The following is a 15863-nucleotide window of genomic DNA, read 5'->3' as shown; positions in this document are numbered from 1 at the left end:
AATGGGGGAACCCCGATGCCCACGGGTGTCGGGGTTTTCGCATGGGGGTTCAGGTTTCGCCCAGGCCCCGGAAGCAGGACCGGCGAAAGCGCCGTTCGCGCAGGTAGACGACCGCCGAGCGCATCGTGCCGCCGACCGTCGGCTGCGGCGGCACATCCCGCGCGGTGCGGCACAGCGCGGCAAGATCGTCCGACAGGCGGTCCAGATCGTGATGGCGGGCGACGTGATCGCGCCCGAAGCGGCCCAACCTGTCGCGCAGTTGCGGGTCCGAGGCCAGCTGCACGATCAGCCGCTGCATCGCCTGGCCGTCGTCGTCGTCGCCCACCCCGTGCAGCCCGTTGGCCGTGAACCAGGCCGAGGTGCCGGGATCGAACAGACGCGCGAAGGCCAGGTCTCCGGTCACGATCACCGGCTTGCCGAAGGCCATCCCCCGCAGCGCCGTGGCTCCCATCCCGATGACCATGTCCGAGGCCGCATAGGCGGCACGCGGGTCGGTCATCGCACCGCGCAGGCTGATCGCCTTGCGGCCCAATTCACGGTTGGCGCGGGTGGCCATGTGCTGCAACTCGGCCCGCGCGCCCCCGTCCCCGATGATCGCCAGCCGCAACGGCAGATGGCGCCCGATGCGGCGCAGGCATTCGATCATGTGCAGCAGCGATTCCGCCTTCATGCTGTGGGTCAACCGGGCCATCGCCACGATCAGCAGATCATCCTGTCCCACCCCCATGAAGTCGCGCGCCTGTCGGCGGTCGATGGCATCGGGGGCGTTGCGCATCAGATCGACGGGCAGGGGCAGATGCGCCGACCGCTGCCAGCCCTGTTGCCGGGCCTGCTGCTGGACGGCCAGCACGCCGAAGGTGGTCGTCACCTGACGCGGCAGCATGTGCGACAATGTCATGCCCATATCGCTGATGATCAGCGGCACCTGCATGGTCATATGGACGGCACAGAAGGCCTCGACCCCCTGCCAGGCATCCCAGGCATGGATCAGGTCGGGCTTTTCGCGCGCGACCAGGTCGCGCAGCACCCGCATTCGCGCCAGGGACGGCTGGAAGCGCGCATCGGGCGCGACGACCAGCGGCAGCCGGTGTTCCTTCATCATCGGCTGCAGCGGGCCCGCCCCGGCATGAAAGACGATCCGGTATCCGTGACGGTCGCGCAGACGCGCGGCCATCTCGATCGCATGGGCCTGTGTCCCGCCCAGATCCAACCGGTGGGCGAAGACAAGGATTTTCACGCCAGGCTCCGTCCGGTGGCAAAGCCGTTGACCAGCATGCGCGCTCCGCTCTGGATCGGGACCGAGGCCGCGACATGGCTGTGGACGCGCTGCGACAGCATCTGGTCGAAATAGGCGACGGTCTGGCTCAGCCCCTCGCGCAGCGATACCGCCGGTCGCCACCCCAGCTGATCCGCCGCGCGCGAGATGTCGGGCTTGCGTTGCTGCGGATCATCCTGCGGCAGGGGGTTGAAGACGATGCGCGACCGCGATCCGGTCATCTCGATCACCAGTTCGGCCAGCTGGCGGATGGTGAATTCCGACGGGTTGCCAAGATTGATCGGCAGCAGCACGTCGTCGGGCGCATCCATCAGCGCGCGGAAACCGCGGATCAGGTCGTCGACGAAGCAGAAGGACCGGGTCTGCTGGCCTTCGCCATAGATGGTGATCGGATCGCCGCGCAGCGCCTGCACGATGAAGTTCGACACGACCCGCCCGTCGTCGGGCAGCATCCGCGGGCCATAGGTGTTGAAGATGCGCGCGACCCGGATCTGGACCCCGTATTGACGGTGGTAATCGAAAAACAGCGTTTCCGCGCAGCGCTTGCCCTCGTCATAGCAGGCGCGATGGCCGATGGGGTTCACGTTGCCCGCATAGCTTTCGACCTGCGGATGGACCAGCGGGTTGCCGTATACCTCGCTGGTCGAGGCCTGAAAGATCCGCGCCTTCAGCCGCCGCGCCAGTTCCAGCACGTTGATCGCGCCGTGGACGTTGGTCTTGACGGTCTGCACCGGGTCTGTCTGGTAATGCACGGGCGATGCGGGGCAGGCGAGGTTGAAGATCTCGTCGACCTCGGCGTGGATGGGGACGGTCACGTCGTGGCGCATGATCTCGAACCGGGGGTGGCCGTGCAGATGCTGGACGTTGGTGCGCGACCCGGTGTGGAAATTGTCCAAGCAGATCACCTCGTGGCCGTCGGCCAGCAGGCTGTCGCACAGAAACGATCCAAGGAACCCTGCGCCCCCGGTGACAAGAATGCGTTTGCTTCGAAACATGGCGTGTCCTTTCCAGAAACGTGGGATTGGTGTCAGCAGGCGCCGCGCCCAAGGATGACGGCGGGCAGGGTGCGCAGCAGGATCGACAGGTCCAGCCAGACCGAGCGGTTGTCGATGTAGAAGGCGTCCAGCTGTTCCTGCTGGGCCAGATCGGCCTGGCTGCGTTCCGAGATCTGCCACAGCCCGGTGATGCCGGGCGGCACGCTGCAGCGCTTGCGGCGGAACTCGGGGCGCATGGCGGCCAGGTGGTATTCGGGGAAGGGGCGGGGTCCGACGACGCTCATGCCGCCCATGATGACGTTCAGCAGCTGCGGCAGCTCGTCTATGCTGGACCGGCGCAGGAAGCAGCCGACGAAGGGCAGGACGCGGGGGTCCTTCTTCAGCTTGAAATGCGCGGCCCATTCGGCGCGGGCCTCGGGGTCGGCCTGCAGCAGGTCCTGCAGCCGGGTTTCGGCATCGCGATACATGGTGCGCAGCTTCAGCACCTTCAGGACGCTGCCGTTCAGACCCTCGCGCGGTTGGGCATAGAAGACGGGACCGGGATCGACGATCCAGATCGCAAGGGCGGCCAGCGCGATGAAGGGCAGCGCGATCACCATCATCGGCACCGCGATGGCCAGATCCATCGCCCGCTTCAACCGGTCGGCACCGATGCCGGGGCGCAGATGCTTGACCCGCAGACCGATGGCCCCGCCCGCGTTCGCGGCATGCAGCCCCGAGATCCGAAGCTGCGGCGTATCGGCCAGCACGAAGACCTGCGCATAGCTGGCAGGCAGCGCCTCGGGGCGGGCCAGCGCGTCATCGGCCACCAGCGCGACCGAGGCCGGGCGGCTGGCGTCGGGCATCAACCCATAGCGCCAGTTGCGGCGAAAGAAGGTCTCGATCAGCGGAGAGATGGCCGGATCTGCGATGACATGGGCGTTGATCGTCCACAGTCCCGCCCGGTGCAGCAGCGCCACCGCCATCATTCGCGCCGGATATTGCAGCACCAGCGCCACCAGCAGGAACAGCGCGATGGCCACGGCGTGATCGGTGTCGCCCTGCAGCGCGGGCAGCATGATGCAGATGCCCGCCGCGATGGGCACGGCGGCGACGCTGCGGCGCATGATCTCATGCGGGTGCAGCCCCCGCCCAGGCACCAGCCCCAGCAGCAGCCGGACGGCCAGCAGCGTGATCGCGGCGGGCATCAATGCGGATGCATGCGCCAGCCCCGATGTGATCTGCATGGCCAGGACCAGCACCGCCGTTTCCGTCAGGACCATGACCGCATTGCGCGACAGGGCGGCGCGCGTCCTGTGGTCCGCTTGCGTGGCAAAGGCCGTGACGGGGGTTCCCTGCAATCTGTCCGAACTGATCATGGTTGCATCCTGTGGGGCATGTGGTCGGGGTCGTGGGCTATGGGAAAGCGGCGCAACCCGCTGCGCTGCAATCCGCGCAACAGCAGATAGGCGGGCACGGTGCGGGCATAGCGTCGCCACAGGCGTCGCGGCTCGGTCACCAGGCGGAACAGCCATTCCAACCCGTTGCGCTGCATGACGGCTGGTGCCTGCAGCTTGCCCTTTGCGTGAAAGTCGAAGGCTGCGCCGACGCCGATCAGCATCGGTGCCTGCAGCCGGTCGCGCATCCGCGCCATCCAGCGTTCCTGCTTGGGGCATCCGATGCCGACCCAGACGATGCCTGCGTTGCTGTCGTCGATCATGTGGGCGATGTCGGTTTCCTCATCGGCGGTCAGGGGGCGGAAGGGGGGCGCGAAGCTGCCCGCGACATGCGCGCCGGGAAAGCGGCGCTGCAGGTTCGCCCGCAGCTGGTCCAGCACCTCGGGCGTGGTGCCGTAAAGGAAATGTCCGATGCCGCTGTCTTGGCTGGCGTCGATGACCGACAGCATCAGGTCGGGGCCATAGATCCGCTCGGCTTGGTTGTGGCCATCGCTGCGCAGCGCCCAGACCAGGGGCATTCCGTCGGCCACGGTCAGTGTGGCGCGGTTGTGGATGCGTGCCAGCTCCGGGTCGGCGCGGCATTCGATGACGCTATGGGCGCCGGACACGCAGACATAGCCGCGTCGCCCGTCCCGCACATCCGCCAGAATCCGCGAAACGGCGCCCTTGCGGGTCAGCGCGGCGACGCGCAGTCCAAGGACGTTCGTGGTCTTCACCGGGTCTTGCCACTGGTGGTCGGTCGTCATGTTGCGCCCCCGTTCGGGTTGATCGTCAGGTCCGAAACTAAGCCTGCGCGGGATATGCAGATACTTGGCCGTTCGGGGCGCGTGGGGCAGGGGGTGCCGACGAAAGCGCCCTTGGGGACGGCTGCGGGCTAGCCCTTTGGGCGGAACCTGTCCCAAAGGCGTAGATGCGACCTGACCCTGCGTATGGGCCTGTCAGCGGCGGCGGGCGTGGTTGGACGTCAGGGCGATCATCGTGCCCATCAGCGTCCATTGCAGGCCGTTCTGGGCCAGAAGGGTGGTCTCGGTCAGGTTCAGGATCAGGATCTGCGCCATGAAGACACAGGGCCACAGCCAGCCTTGCCCGGGTCGCAGCAGCGTCAGCCGCGCCGCGCCGCGCACGGCGGGGATGATGGCCCATGCCGTCAGCACCGCGCCCGCCAGTCCCGACCCCAGCAGGATGTCGCGGTATCCGCTGTGGGCATGCGGGCTGAGCCATCCGATCTGGCCCCAGATCACCCAGGCATCTTGGTTGCCCATGGTCCAGAAGACCTGATACCCGTGGCCCAGCCACAGCCGGTCGGCGATGCGCATGTCGATCAGATGCCACATGGGAACGCGGCCCGTCAGGGTGGCGTCCTTGCCCAAGGCCTCCAGCAAGGGGACCAGCAGCAGGCCAAGGAAGATCAGCGTTATCCCCGCCGCCACCATGAAGGCCACCATCAGCAGCGCCCGCCCCAGCCCGCGCGCACGTCCCAGCAGCACCAGGAACCCCGCCACGATCAGCGCTCCCGCCGCCGCCAGCAACCCCGTCGAGGATTGCGACAGGATCAGGCAGGCAACCGAGACGGCGGCGATCATCGCACCGGCCCTGCGGCGGTCGCCCCCCTTGTCGCAGGCCAGGATCACCCCCGCCACGGTGGCGATACCCGCCACCCAGCCCAGCACGTTCTTGTTCTGATAGATGCCGCGCAGCGCCCCGTCACCCGGCACGAAGGCCAGCGAGGGCTGCAGCGCCATCATCGCCAGACTGCCCAGCATGCAGGTGCCAAGCGCGCTGGCCACCAGCCACAGCAGCCGCCGCGGCGTGAAGGCCACCGCCAGCACATGCGACAGCAGCAGCGTCAGCGCCAGCGCCACCGCCCGGCGCAGGCTGATCGAGGGGCCGATCGACCAGAGCACCGTCGCGAACTGAAACCCGACCAGCGCCAGCAGGGGCGCGCTGCGCAGGATCGACCGTGCGACCGCCTGGGTATGGCGCATGGCCAGGATCAGCGTCGTGGCATAGACCGGCAACACGCTGAGCCGCAGAAGCGATCGCGCCCGATCGTCCAGCCCCGCCCCCGATGTCGCCAGCAAAGGCAGCAGCGCGCCGGACAGGATCACCAGCGTCATCCAGACCGCCGCCCCGGCCAGCCGTCCGGAACGGCCTCGCGCGGTCCCCTGGCCTTCAAGATAGTCGTGAAAGCTGGCAGGCAGATGGCTTGGGTGATCGGTCGCTGCGGTCATGGCGGGCCCTTGGGGGAATGGCATGCCCATCCCTTGCAGGCGGGCGATGCCCCTCAGCCTAGCGTTCCTGCCCGTCACCCCGCACGGGTCACCATCGGCCATCCCCATGACCCAAGGTGGCATCGTCACCCCCCAACCTTCACCTTTCGGAGGTGTCGGTTGCGCCGCCGCGGCCCCATTCGGACCGCTGTCGGGGCAAGGCGGGCATCGCTTATCGTTTCCGGCAAGGCCTGCGGATGATCCCGACCCGGCCCACCCTGTCCTCCGAGCCGGAGAAGCCCATGCCCGCCCCGGAAATCAGCGTGTTGATTAACAACTACAACTATGGCCGTTATGTCGCGCGGGCCATCGACAGCGCCCTCTCGCAGCAAGGCGTCAGCTTCGAGGTCATCGTCGTCGACGACGGATCCACCGATGATTCCCGACAGGTGATCGCGGATTACGGCCATGCGGTGCGCGCGGTCCTGCAACGCAACCAGGGGCAGGCGGCGGCGATGAATGCGGCGGTGGCGGCCAGTCGGGGGGCGATACTGTGCTTTCTGGACGCGGACGACTGGTTCATGCCGGGCAAGCTGGCGGCCATCGCCAGTGCCTTTGCCGACACCCCCGAGGCGGGGCTGGTCTATCACCGGCTGCAGCCGACGGGGAACGACGATGCCCCCCTTGGGCCACCGATCCCGCGGACGCTGTGCCAAGGCGACATCGCCCCGCGCATGGCGCGATCGGCGGGGGTCTGGCCGTTTCCGATGACCTCGGCCATTTCAGTCCGACGCGAGGCCTGGGATTGCGTCGGCGCGATCCCCGCGCGGTTCCGCATCTCGGCCGATGCATGGCTGGTGGGGGCGATCCCCTTTGTCTTTCCGATCGTCGCCCTGCCGCAGGCCTTGGGCGGCTACCGCATCCATGACAACACTTGGCACCGCGCCAGCGACGATGCGCCGATGCTGCGCCGTCGCATGGCCCATTGGGAAGCCACGGTCGAGGAGCTGAACGCTTTCCTGACCGCCCGCGATCTGGGCTGGCGGCTGGACATGGCCGACCATTTTCCGCATTTCGTCGCCGCGTCGCGCTTGCGCCCGATTGGCCTTGCCGACCGAACGCGCCTGTTCCTGCGCGGACTGCGCTTTGCGGGCGAACCGCATGTGCTGCGTCGGGGACGGGACGCGCTGCGCACCCTGCGCCTGCGCCAGACGGTCGATCCGGCATGAGGGTCCTGCTGATCGCCCCCGGTCCCGTCGATCACACCATCGCCTGTGCCAACGGGCTGGCAGCCCACGCGCAGGTGACGCTGATCGCGCCTGCGCGGCTTTACCGGGGGCTTGAGCGCTGGCTGGACCCGGCGGTCGATCTGCGGCTGATGGATTGGCCCCGCACGCGGTCGATGCGCAATATCGCCCTGCTGGCCCGGATGATGCGGCTGGTGCGGCGGGCGCGGCCAGACGTGATCCACGTCCTCAGCAACACGACGGTCTGGCTGAACGCTATCGCGCCGTTTCTGCGCCGTCATGCGGCCCTGATCACCACGGTGCATGACGTCACCCCCCATCCGGGCGACCGAGAGACCTTGCAGCTGCCCGATTGGGGCGCGCGGCTGATGGCGCGGCAGTCTGACGATCTGCTGGTCCATGGCGCCGGCCTGCGCGCCGCCGCCGCCGCGCGTTTCGGCAAATCGCCCGCGCGCGTCCATGTCGTGCCCCATCCCACCATCACCCGCTATGCCGAGGCGGCGCACGACCTGCCTGCGCCGCCGCCTCGCCCGGGGCTGAAGGTGCTGCTGTTCGGCCGGATGTTCGCCTACAAGGGGGTCGACGACCTTCTGCGGGCCGAGGCCTTGCTGGGCGACCGCATCCCCGTTCTGCAACTGGTGCTGGCGGGACGCGGCGACGATCCGAACGATCTGCGCCACCTGATGGGCGATCCGGCGCGCTATGTAATCCACCACGGGTTCATCCCCGACGAACAGGCCTCGCGGCTGTTTCATGACTGCGACGTGGTGGTGCTGCCCTATGCCGAGGCCTCGCAGAGCGGTGTGCTGATGGTCGCGGCGACCTTCGCCAAGCCGGTCGTCGTCACCGATGTCGGCGAATTGGGCGGCACCGTCCGCGCCGCAGGGGCCGGGCTGGTGGTGCCGCCGCGCGATCCCGCCGCCCTGGCCGATGCCCTTGCGCTGCTGCACGACGATCCGGCCTTGCGCCAACGTCTGGCGCAGGGGGCTGCGGCATGGGCCGACGGTCCCGTCCGCCCCGACCGCGTGGGCGCGCAGATGGTGCAGCTTTACGACCGCATCCGCCAAAGGGGTCATGTCCCTGACCGAAGGGATGCCCGCCATATCAGGCGGCCAGATTGAGTCCGATAGGCCCCGGGCCCCATGATTGTTCAGGCTCAACGCGACAGGATGACCAGATGACCCGTTCAGACCAGCCCGGACAGGGTCGCAGCCCCTGCATCGTGCGCCACCATATCGCGGGCGGCTGCGAACATGGCGGCGGCATCGGGCGGCTGGCGGGCTATGTGATCCAGGCCGATCCCGCGCCCTATCGCCACCGCGTGCAGGACACGCGCGGGATGCGGTTCCGGCCCCTGCGGTCGGGGGTGATGCTGGCGGGGGCGATCCTTGCGATGATCGGCGACAGGATCGCGGGCCGCGACCGGCTGCAGCACCTGCATGTCGCGGGGCGGGGCAGCACCGCGCGCAAGCTGATCCTGTCGCAGGTCGCGCGCCTGCTGGGGCAGGGGCATGTGCTGCATCTGCACGACTTCGACTATGCCGCCGATCTGGCCCGCCGCCCCCAGTGGCAACAGGCCGCAATCCGCCGCATGTTCCGCCGGGCGCAGCGCGTCATCGTGCTGGGCGGGCGTGATCAGGCCACCGTCCGCGACCTGCTGGGCGTCGCCCCGGATCGCATCACGGTGCTGCGCAACTGCGTCCCCGACCCGCACCCGCAGGCAAGCGCGCCCTCGGGTGGACCATGCCGCATCGTCTTTCTGGGACAGCTGGGCGCGCGCAAGGGCGTGCCGGAGCTGCTGTCGGCGCTGGCGCAGTTGCGTGACCTGCCATGGGTCGCGACGCTGGCCGGAGATGGCCCGCTGGACGACATCCGGGCGCAGGTCGCCGACCTGGGGCTGGCGGGTCGCGTGCAGATCCCCGGCTGGATCGACCAAGCCCGCGCCCGCGCCCTGTGCGACGAAGGCGACATCCTCGTGCTGCCCTCGCATGCCGAAGGGATGGCCATGGCCGTGATCGAGGGGCTGGCCCATCGCATGGCCGTCGTCACCACCCGCGTCGGCGCCCACGACGAAGTGCTGACCCACGACCGGACCTGCCTGTTCGTGCCCGTCGGCGATGCGGACGCCTTGGCCGATACGTTGGCCCGGCTGATCGCGGACCCCGCGCTGCGACAGCGGCTGGCCGATGCGGGGCGGGCGCTGTTCCTGTCCCGGATGGAGATCGGCGGTTATGTCGCCCGCCTGTCGGACCTGCACGGCGATCTTGCGGCCCGCCCCCTACCCAAGCGAGAGTTGGCATGAACGATCAGTTTCCCACGCGAATCCGTACCGAAGGGGCCCGTGCGCGGCAGGCCGCGGCGCAGGACCAAGGGGACGGCGTCGCCATCGAATGGACCGCGCTTTTCGGTTTGATCCGGCGGCGCATGCTGCCCATCACGGCCATCACCATCACGCTGACGGCGGCCGCCGTGCCGCTGATCATGGCCATGCCCAAGGATTATGTGGCCAGCACCCGGCTGATCATGACCCAGCCCGATTACCTGCCCCGCGACGAAACCACGGAATTCAATCTTGAGACCGAGCTGGAGCGCATGACCTCGCGCCAGAACATCCAGGCGGTGATCGACCGGCTGGACCTGCCGCAGACGCCCGAACTGGCCCCCGCGCAACCGGGCCTTGCCAGCCGCATGGTCACGCGGCTGCGCGGATGGATCGGGACGCCCCAGCCCGATGCCCCCGCCGTCCAGGACCCGACCGAACAGCGGCTGAACGCCTTCGCCTCGCGTTTGTGGGTGCGGCGCGAGGGGGCGCCCGATGTCGTGGGGTTGGCGTTCAAGGCGGGCGATCCGCAGCGCGCCGCCGATATCGCCAATCTGACCGTGCAGACCTATGTCGAACAGCGCAACGCCCTGCAGCGCGACCAGCTGCAGACCCGGCTGGAATGGCTGGGCCCGCGCATCGCGCGTCAGCAGCAGGCCTATGATGACGAATTGGCGCGCGCGCGCGAGTTCCAGCGCCTGAACCGGCTGACGGCCACGCCGGGGGGATCGTCCAGCAGCCAGACGATCATCGCGCTGACATCGCGCCGCGACCAGCTGGAACAACAGCAGGCGGCGCTTTCGGCGACGCTGGCGATGATCCCCGACACCGACCGCATGCCGCTGGTGCCGCTGCCGGGGGAGCCCGAAAGCCTGACCGCCCTGCGCGACGGGTTGCAGGAACAGCAGCACGCCCTGGCCGAACGGCAGGCGAAATACGGCGCGCAATACGGCGGCATCGACCTGACCGAGGAACGCATCGCCACCACCCGCGACCAGATCAGGCGCGCGGCGCAGGTCTATGGCACCTCGGTCCAGGCGGCGCTTCAGGCGAACCGGGCGGACCTGGAGGCGGTGCAGGAACAGCTGGAACAGGCGCAGGGCGGGCTGTCGCAACGCAACCTGGCCGAGCTGGAGCTTGCCGACATGCTGCGCGGCGTCGCAGCCGAGGCCGAGGCCCTGGCCCGCCTGCAGAACCGGCAGCGCGCCCTGCGCGAGGATGCCGACGTCCCCGCCGTCAAGGTCGAGGTCCTGTCGCCCGCTACCCCGCCGCTGGCCCCGCAGGGGCGCGGGCGCAAGGTCTATCTGGCGGTGACGATCGTGCTGGCGGGTTTCGCGGCGCTGATGGTCGTGGGCCTGTCCGAGCTGATGGACCGCAGCACCCGCAGCGGCGACCAGCTGCGCATGACCCCCGACACCGTGCCCGTCGGCATGCTGCCCCGTCTGCGCCGGCGCGAGGCGCGCAACCTGACCCGCCTGATCCGCCGCGAGCCCCAGCATCCCTTCGCGAACGCCCTGCGCTCGATGCTGGTGATGATCCAGTCGCAGTCGCGCGGGGCGATCCCGCTCAGCATCCTCGTCTGTCCGGCAGGGCGCGAGGGCGATGCCACGGTGACCGCCTCGGCGCTGGCGCTTGGGCTGAACGCGATGGGACGGCGGGTGCTGCTGGTCGATTGCCACCCCGCCACAGGGCTGCCCGAACCCGTGCAGCACGCCCCCAAGGATGATGGCACCATGCTGCGGCTGGTGCGACTGGACGACATCGGCATCGGTCCCAACCCGCCCCTGGCCGATCGCATCAGGTCGCTCATGGACCACGGCAGTCACAGCGACAGCATCGTCATCTTCGATGCACCCGCCGCGCTGTCGTCGGGGGTGACGCTTCAACTGGCGGTGATGACGGCGCGGTCGCTTCTGGTCGCGACCTGGGGGCGCACGCCGCGCCACTTGGTTCGCCTGTCGGCCGAGCGTCTGATCGCGGCCAGCGATGCGCGCGTGCTGATGGCGCTGGTGGGCGTGAACCTGCGCCGCCATGCCCGCAGCGGTTTCCGCGACGCCCCCCTGGCCGCGCAGCTGTCGCGGGTGCAGGCAGGCCGGGCCAAGGTCCATCCCCTGGGCTGAATGCCACAACTTTAGGTGGCATTTGAATTGAAACGTCAGCGTTCTTCGGCTTCCGAAAGGGCGCGCGTTAAGACATCCGACAGTCCCCGACACTAGACTGCACATAACGCAGCAGCAGGGACGTGACATGTCGAATCTACGCAACGGCTCCGCGACGGACCCCTTGGACGAACCTTCGGCCGGTTGGATGGACTTCGCCCCCGCGCTGGCGCTGCTGCTGGCCGGGGTCGTGGCATTGGCGGTGGCGACGCTGGCCGTTTCGCCGGTGCAGGGACAGTATCTGGTGCTGGCACCGGGGGCAGGGGGCGCGCGGCTGACCGACCTCGTCTATCGCGCGGGGGGCGGCGTCGTGGGTCTGGGCGGGCTGCGCGGCATCGCCATCGCCGCATCCGAGGATCCGGATTTCCGCGATGCCCTGAAAGCACAGGGGGCTTGGGCGGTGCTGCCCTCGTCGCGGCTGCTGGGCTGCTTCACCGATGAACGGGGGGCCCGCCCATGACTGATGAGATCCAGATCCTGCGCGAACGCTTTGGCGGTATGCTTGTCTGGCTGCTGTGGGCGCATGTGCCCGTGCTGGCGGCGGCGGCGGCATGGAACCACGTCATGCCCGTCTGGCAGGCCACGGCCTGGGGGGCGGCGCTGGCGGGGCTCTATCACCTGACGTGGCGGCGTTTCGGCAACGTGCGCATCTCGCGCAATTTGGCGGGGATCGCGCTGATCGGGGAACCGGCCTTCCTGCTGGTGCTGTTTGCGGGCCATCCCTGGCAGATGGACATGCACATGTATTTTTTTGCGGTCATGGCGCTGAACATCGCCTGGTTCGATCGCAGCGCGCTGGTGCTGGCGGCCTCGGGCATCGCCATCCACCATCTGCTGCTGCTTTACGTCCTGCCCGCCGCCGTCTTCCCGGGCGAGGGCGAACTGGCCCGCGTGTTGCTGCATGCGGCCATCGTGCTGTTCCAGATGTCGGTGCTGATCTGGGTCACCGACAAGGTCCGCACCGCCTTCGCCCGCATCCGCGTCATGAGCGACGAGCTGGTCGCCCGCAGCCTGGCGCTTGAGGAACGCAACCGCGTCGCCGAGGAATCCATCCGCACCAAAAGCATGTTCCTGGCCAATGTCAGCCATGAGATCCGCACCCCGATCAACGCGATCCTGGGCTTCAGCCACCTGTTGCAGCGCAGCGACCTGCAGCCGCGCCAGCGCGATCACGTGACCAAGCTGAACAGCGCGGGCGTGTCGCTGCTGCGCCAGATCAACGACATCCTGGATTTTTCGAAGAACGAATCCGGCAACCTGGAACTGGAATCGCGCGATTTCGACCTGCGGGCGGCGATCTCGGGTCAGGTGCAGCTGGTCGCCGAAAGCGCCCATGCCCGCAACCTGACCATCCGCATGCGCATTGCCGATGATGTGCCGACGCTGGTGACGGGGGACGAGTTGCGCCTGAACCAGGTGGTCCTGAACCTGCTGAACAATGCCATCAAGTTCACCGAGGAGGGGCGCGTCTCGGTCGCGGTGCGGCTGGCGGAACGCGATGGCGACCGCATCTGCATCGAATGCGCCGTCAGCGACAGCGGCATCGGCATGACCCCCGAACAGCAGGGCAAGCTGTTCGCATCCTTCACCCAGGCCGACAGCTCGACCACGCGACGCTTCGGCGGGACGGGGCTGGGGCTGGCGATCTGTCGGCAGATCGTGGAACAGATGGGCGGCGCGATCACCGTGGATAGCATGCCCGACATCGGCAGCGTCTTCACCTTCCGGGTGTGGCTGCTGGCCTCGGCCAATGCGCAGGCTGTGGCCCATCCCCATGCGGCCCTGCGCGCGCTGCGCATCCTGGTGGCCGACGACAACCCCGCATCGCGCGACATCATCCAGGAGCTGCTGAACCGCTGGAGGCTGACGGGCGATCTGGTGTCCTCGGGCTCCGAGGCGCTGGCCCTGCTGGAACGCGAAGCCGTCGCGGGGCGCCCATACGATCTGGTGCTGCTGGACTGGAAGATGCCCGGCATGGACGGCTTGCAGACCGTGCGGGCCATGCGCAACAGCACGCAGCTGGCGCTGATGCCCATCACGCTGATGGTCACCGCCTATTGCATCGACGACATGATCCAGGATGACGATCGCCATGCCATCAGCGGCGTGCTGCGCAAGCCCTTGGACCCGCATCATCTGCTGGAGACGCTGAACCACCTGTTCCCCGGTACGTCGGGTCGGGTGGTGTCGTCTGCTCCGCTGCCACCCTTGCCCGCACTGCCGGGCGGCTTGAAGGGCCACCGCATCCTGCTGGTCGAGGACAACCCCATCAACCAGGAGATCGCCACCGAACTGCTGTCCGACGCCGGTCTGCAGGTCGATGTTGCGGATGACGGGATCATCGCCTGCCAGAAGGTCCTGAACGGCGGCTCGGATTACGCGGCTGTGCTGATGGATGTGCAGATGCCGCGCATGGACGGTGTCGAGGCGACCCGGCGCATCCGCCAGGCGATCTCTGCCACCGACTTGCCGATCATCGCGCTGACCGCCCATGCCTATGACGAGGAACGCCAGCGTTGCCTGGGGGCGGGGATGAACGATCACCTCTCGAAGCCGATCGACCCGACGCTGCTGATCGCGACCCTGACGAAATGGCTGCCCACCCTTGCCCCGATCACAGCGCCCGCACCGTCCAAGGGCGCATTGCCAGTGGCCCTGCCTCCCTTCGATCTGGATGCGGCATTGAACCGGATGAACGGCAAGGCGGCACTTCTGCACCGGCTGATCGTCGAATTCGGCCGAACCTATGACGACGTCGGGGCGCGGATGGATCAGATGATCGACCGCGGTGCCACGGATGAGGCCAGCATCAGCGCACACACGCTGAAAAGCGTCGCGGGCTCGCTTGGGCTGCCATCCATCCCGGACCTCGCGGGCCGGATCGAGGCGGCGCTGAATCGGGGCGAGGCCCCCGAAGCCCGCGGGATGATCGCGCAACTGTCGCAGGCGCTGATCCCGGCCATCGCCGCCGCCCGCAGCCTTGATGCGCCATCGGTCGCCCCCACGCCCCTGGCCCCGGCCACGGCTGGTGCTGAACCCGCCATCGCGACGCTGCGCGACCAGATCCGCCGGCGCAGCCTGTCGGCGCGCAGCGGATTTCACGCGCTGGCCGATGCCTTGGGCCTGGGCGCCGAGGCGCGGGCCGAACATCCGCTGCTGGATGCGCTGTCGCAGCTGGACTACCCCCGCGCCGCCCTGCTGCTGGACCAGATGCAGCCCGATCCGCGCACCGACAGGAAAGGGGCCGCGACATGAGCCGACCCGTCATCATGATCGTCGACGACGAGATCGCCAATATCGAGATGATGGCCGCCGTGCTGGAGGACGACTACGAGATCTGCTTTGCCAGGTCCGGTCCCGATGCGCTGCAGGTGGCCATGAACGCGCGGCCGGACCTGATCCTGCTGGACATCATCATGCCGGGAATGGACGGCTATGCCGTCTGCCGACAGCTGAAGAAGGACCCGGTGCTTTGCACGGTGCCGGTGATCTTCACCACCGGCCTGAACGAGCCCGAGGACGAGGAACGCGGCTTCGAGGCCGGCGCCGTCGATTATGTCACCAAGCCCATCCAGCCGATCAAGCTGCGCAGCCGCGTCGGCAACCATATCGAGCTGAAGCGCATGCGCGATCAGCTCTCGGCATTGGCAACCACCGACGCGCTGACGGGCCTTGGCAACCGCCGCCTGCTGGAGGAGCTGCTGCAGTCGCAGCTGCATCACCTGTCCGCACAGGGCGAATGGCTGTCCTTCATCATGTTGGACATCGATTTCTTCAAGCAGTTCAATGATATCTACGGCCATCTGGAAGGCGACAGCTGCCTGCGCCGGGTGGCCCATGCCCTGCAGGGTGCCATGCGGCGCAGCGACGACGTCTGCCTGCGATATGGAGGCGAGGAATTCGCCTGCATCCTGCCGCGCACCGATCACGACGGCGCGCTGGATGTCGCCGAACAGATCCGCAGCGCGATCGAGGATCTGGGCATCCCCCACAAGGGGTCGGCCGTCAGCCCCGTCGTCACCATCAGCGTGGGTGTCGCCACGGGACGCAGCGCCGCCGATCTGTCGATGGAACTGTGGATCTCGACCGCGGATGCGATGCTGTATCAGGGCAAGAGGACGGGGCGGAACCAGGTCACCGGCCATGTGATCGAACCGCCGCGCCCCCTGCAACTGACCGAACGGACCCGCGCCGCAGGCTAGGCGGCCCGACGCGCGGGG

Annotated in this window: 12 protein-coding genes; 7 read left to right on the top strand and 5 right to left on the bottom strand. The window is 68.3% G+C overall.

Features of this window, described 5'->3' with window-relative positions; all coding sequences use genetic code 11:
* Nucleotides 1–49 precede the first annotated feature (49 nt).
* From DDE75_RS10670 to DDE75_RS10650, 5 genes are all read right to left on the bottom strand, one after another.
* On the bottom strand, nucleotides 50–1237 hold the full coding sequence (locus DDE75_RS10670; RefSeq protein ID WP_108502346.1) for a glycosyltransferase family 4 protein: 1188 nt from the start codon (nucleotides 1235–1237) through the stop codon (nucleotides 50–52).
* Entirely contained in the window at nucleotides 1234–2271 is a 1038-nt protein-coding gene (locus DDE75_RS10665; RefSeq protein WP_108502345.1) for a UDP-glucuronic acid decarboxylase family protein, read from the bottom strand. The genes DDE75_RS10670 and DDE75_RS10665 overlap by 4 nt, the downstream gene beginning before the upstream one ends.
* 32 nt (nucleotides 2272–2303) lie before the next feature.
* Nucleotides 2304–3629 (bottom strand): sugar transferase, encoded by a 1326-nt coding sequence (locus DDE75_RS10660; protein WP_108502344.1) that lies wholly within the window; start codon nucleotides 3627–3629, stop codon nucleotides 2304–2306.
* Nucleotides 3626–4453 carry a WecB/TagA/CpsF family glycosyltransferase gene (locus DDE75_RS10655; RefSeq protein ID WP_108502343.1) on the bottom strand — a complete coding sequence of 276 codons (828 nt, stop codon included), beginning with the start codon at nucleotides 4451–4453 and terminating at the stop codon, nucleotides 3626–3628. Before DDE75_RS10655 ends, DDE75_RS10660 begins: the two co-directional genes overlap by 4 nt.
* 192 nt (nucleotides 4454–4645) lie before the next feature.
* Nucleotides 4646–5938 carry an O-antigen ligase family protein gene (locus DDE75_RS10650; protein WP_108502342.1) on the bottom strand — a complete coding sequence of 431 codons (1293 nt, stop codon included), beginning with the start codon at nucleotides 5936–5938 and terminating at the stop codon, nucleotides 4646–4648.
* A gap of 236 nt (nucleotides 5939–6174) precedes the next feature.
* Here DDE75_RS10650 and DDE75_RS10645 point away from each other — a divergent pair, with 236 nt between their 5' ends.
* The 7 genes from DDE75_RS10645 to DDE75_RS10615 all read left to right on the top strand — a co-directional run bounded on the left by DDE75_RS10645 (nucleotide 6175) and on the right by DDE75_RS10615 (nucleotide 15845).
* The gene (locus tag DDE75_RS10645; protein ID WP_245894697.1) at nucleotides 6175–7146 is read left to right on the top strand and encodes a glycosyltransferase family 2 protein; all 972 of its coding nucleotides are present in this window, start codon (nucleotides 6175–6177) and stop codon (nucleotides 7144–7146) included.
* Nucleotides 7143–8285, top strand: a complete 1143-nt coding sequence (locus tag DDE75_RS10640) for a glycosyltransferase family 4 protein (RefSeq protein ID WP_108502341.1) — start codon at nucleotides 7143–7145, stop codon at nucleotides 8283–8285. The genes DDE75_RS10645 and DDE75_RS10640 overlap by 4 nt, the downstream gene beginning before the upstream one ends.
* Before the next feature lie 56 nt (nucleotides 8286–8341).
* The gene (locus tag DDE75_RS10635) at nucleotides 8342–9466 is read left to right on the top strand and encodes a glycosyltransferase family 4 protein (RefSeq protein ID WP_108502340.1); all 1125 of its coding nucleotides are present in this window, start codon (nucleotides 8342–8344) and stop codon (nucleotides 9464–9466) included.
* Entirely contained in the window at nucleotides 9463–11604 is a 2142-nt protein-coding gene (locus tag DDE75_RS10630) for a GumC family protein (RefSeq protein WP_108502339.1), read from the top strand. Before DDE75_RS10635 ends, DDE75_RS10630 begins: the two co-directional genes overlap by 4 nt.
* Nucleotides 11605–11731: 127 nt before the next feature.
* Nucleotides 11732–12103, top strand: coding sequence for a hypothetical protein (locus DDE75_RS10625; protein WP_162798982.1), 372 nt, complete (start codon nucleotides 11732–11734; stop codon nucleotides 12101–12103).
* Nucleotides 12100–14898, top strand: a complete 2799-nt coding sequence (locus DDE75_RS10620) for a response regulator (protein ID WP_108502337.1) — start codon at nucleotides 12100–12102, stop codon at nucleotides 14896–14898. The genes DDE75_RS10625 and DDE75_RS10620 overlap by 4 nt, the downstream gene beginning before the upstream one ends.
* Complete coding sequence (locus DDE75_RS10615; RefSeq protein WP_108502336.1) at nucleotides 14895–15845, top strand: diguanylate cyclase; 951 nt, start codon at nucleotides 14895–14897, stop codon at nucleotides 15843–15845. The genes DDE75_RS10620 and DDE75_RS10615 overlap by 4 nt, the downstream gene beginning before the upstream one ends.
* Nucleotides 15846–15863: the final 18 nt, after the last annotated feature.

It is taken from the genome of Paracoccus indicus, assembly GCF_003056335.1.
GTDB classification, from domain to species: domain Bacteria; phylum Pseudomonadota; class Alphaproteobacteria; order Rhodobacterales; family Rhodobacteraceae; genus Paracoccus; species Paracoccus indicus.
The sequence above is the reverse complement of the archived record's forward strand: the minus strand, read 5'-3'. Positions and strand labels throughout refer to the sequence as shown.

Coding starts and splice junctions, on each gene's coding strand:
- DDE75_RS10665 (WP_108502345.1), bottom strand. CDS start 2,271: ATGTTTCGAAGCAAACGCATTCTTGTCACCGGGGGCGCAGGGTTCCTT.
- DDE75_RS10660 (WP_108502344.1), bottom strand. CDS start 3,629: ATGATCAGTTCGGACAGATTGCAGGGAACCCCCGTCACGGCCTTTGCC.
- DDE75_RS10655 (WP_108502343.1), bottom strand. CDS start 4,453: ATGACGACCGACCACCAGTGGCAAGACCCGGTGAAGACCACGAACGTC.
- DDE75_RS10650 (WP_108502342.1), bottom strand. CDS start 5,938: ATGACCGCAGCGACCGATCACCCAAGCCATCTGCCTGCCAGCTTTCAC.
- DDE75_RS10645 (WP_245894697.1), top strand. CDS start 6,175: ATGATCCCGACCCGGCCCACCCTGTCCTCCGAGCCGGAGAAGCCCATG.
- DDE75_RS10640 (WP_108502341.1), top strand. CDS start 7,143: ATGAGGGTCCTGCTGATCGCCCCCGGTCCCGTCGATCACACCATCGCC.
- DDE75_RS10635 (WP_108502340.1), top strand. CDS start 8,342: ATGACCCGTTCAGACCAGCCCGGACAGGGTCGCAGCCCCTGCATCGTG.
- DDE75_RS10630 (WP_108502339.1), top strand. CDS start 9,463: ATGAACGATCAGTTTCCCACGCGAATCCGTACCGAAGGGGCCCGTGCG.
- DDE75_RS10625 (WP_162798982.1), top strand. CDS start 11,732: ATGTCGAATCTACGCAACGGCTCCGCGACGGACCCCTTGGACGAACCT.
- DDE75_RS10620 (WP_108502337.1), top strand. CDS start 12,100: ATGACTGATGAGATCCAGATCCTGCGCGAACGCTTTGGCGGTATGCTT.
- DDE75_RS10615 (WP_108502336.1), top strand. CDS start 14,895: ATGAGCCGACCCGTCATCATGATCGTCGACGACGAGATCGCCAATATC.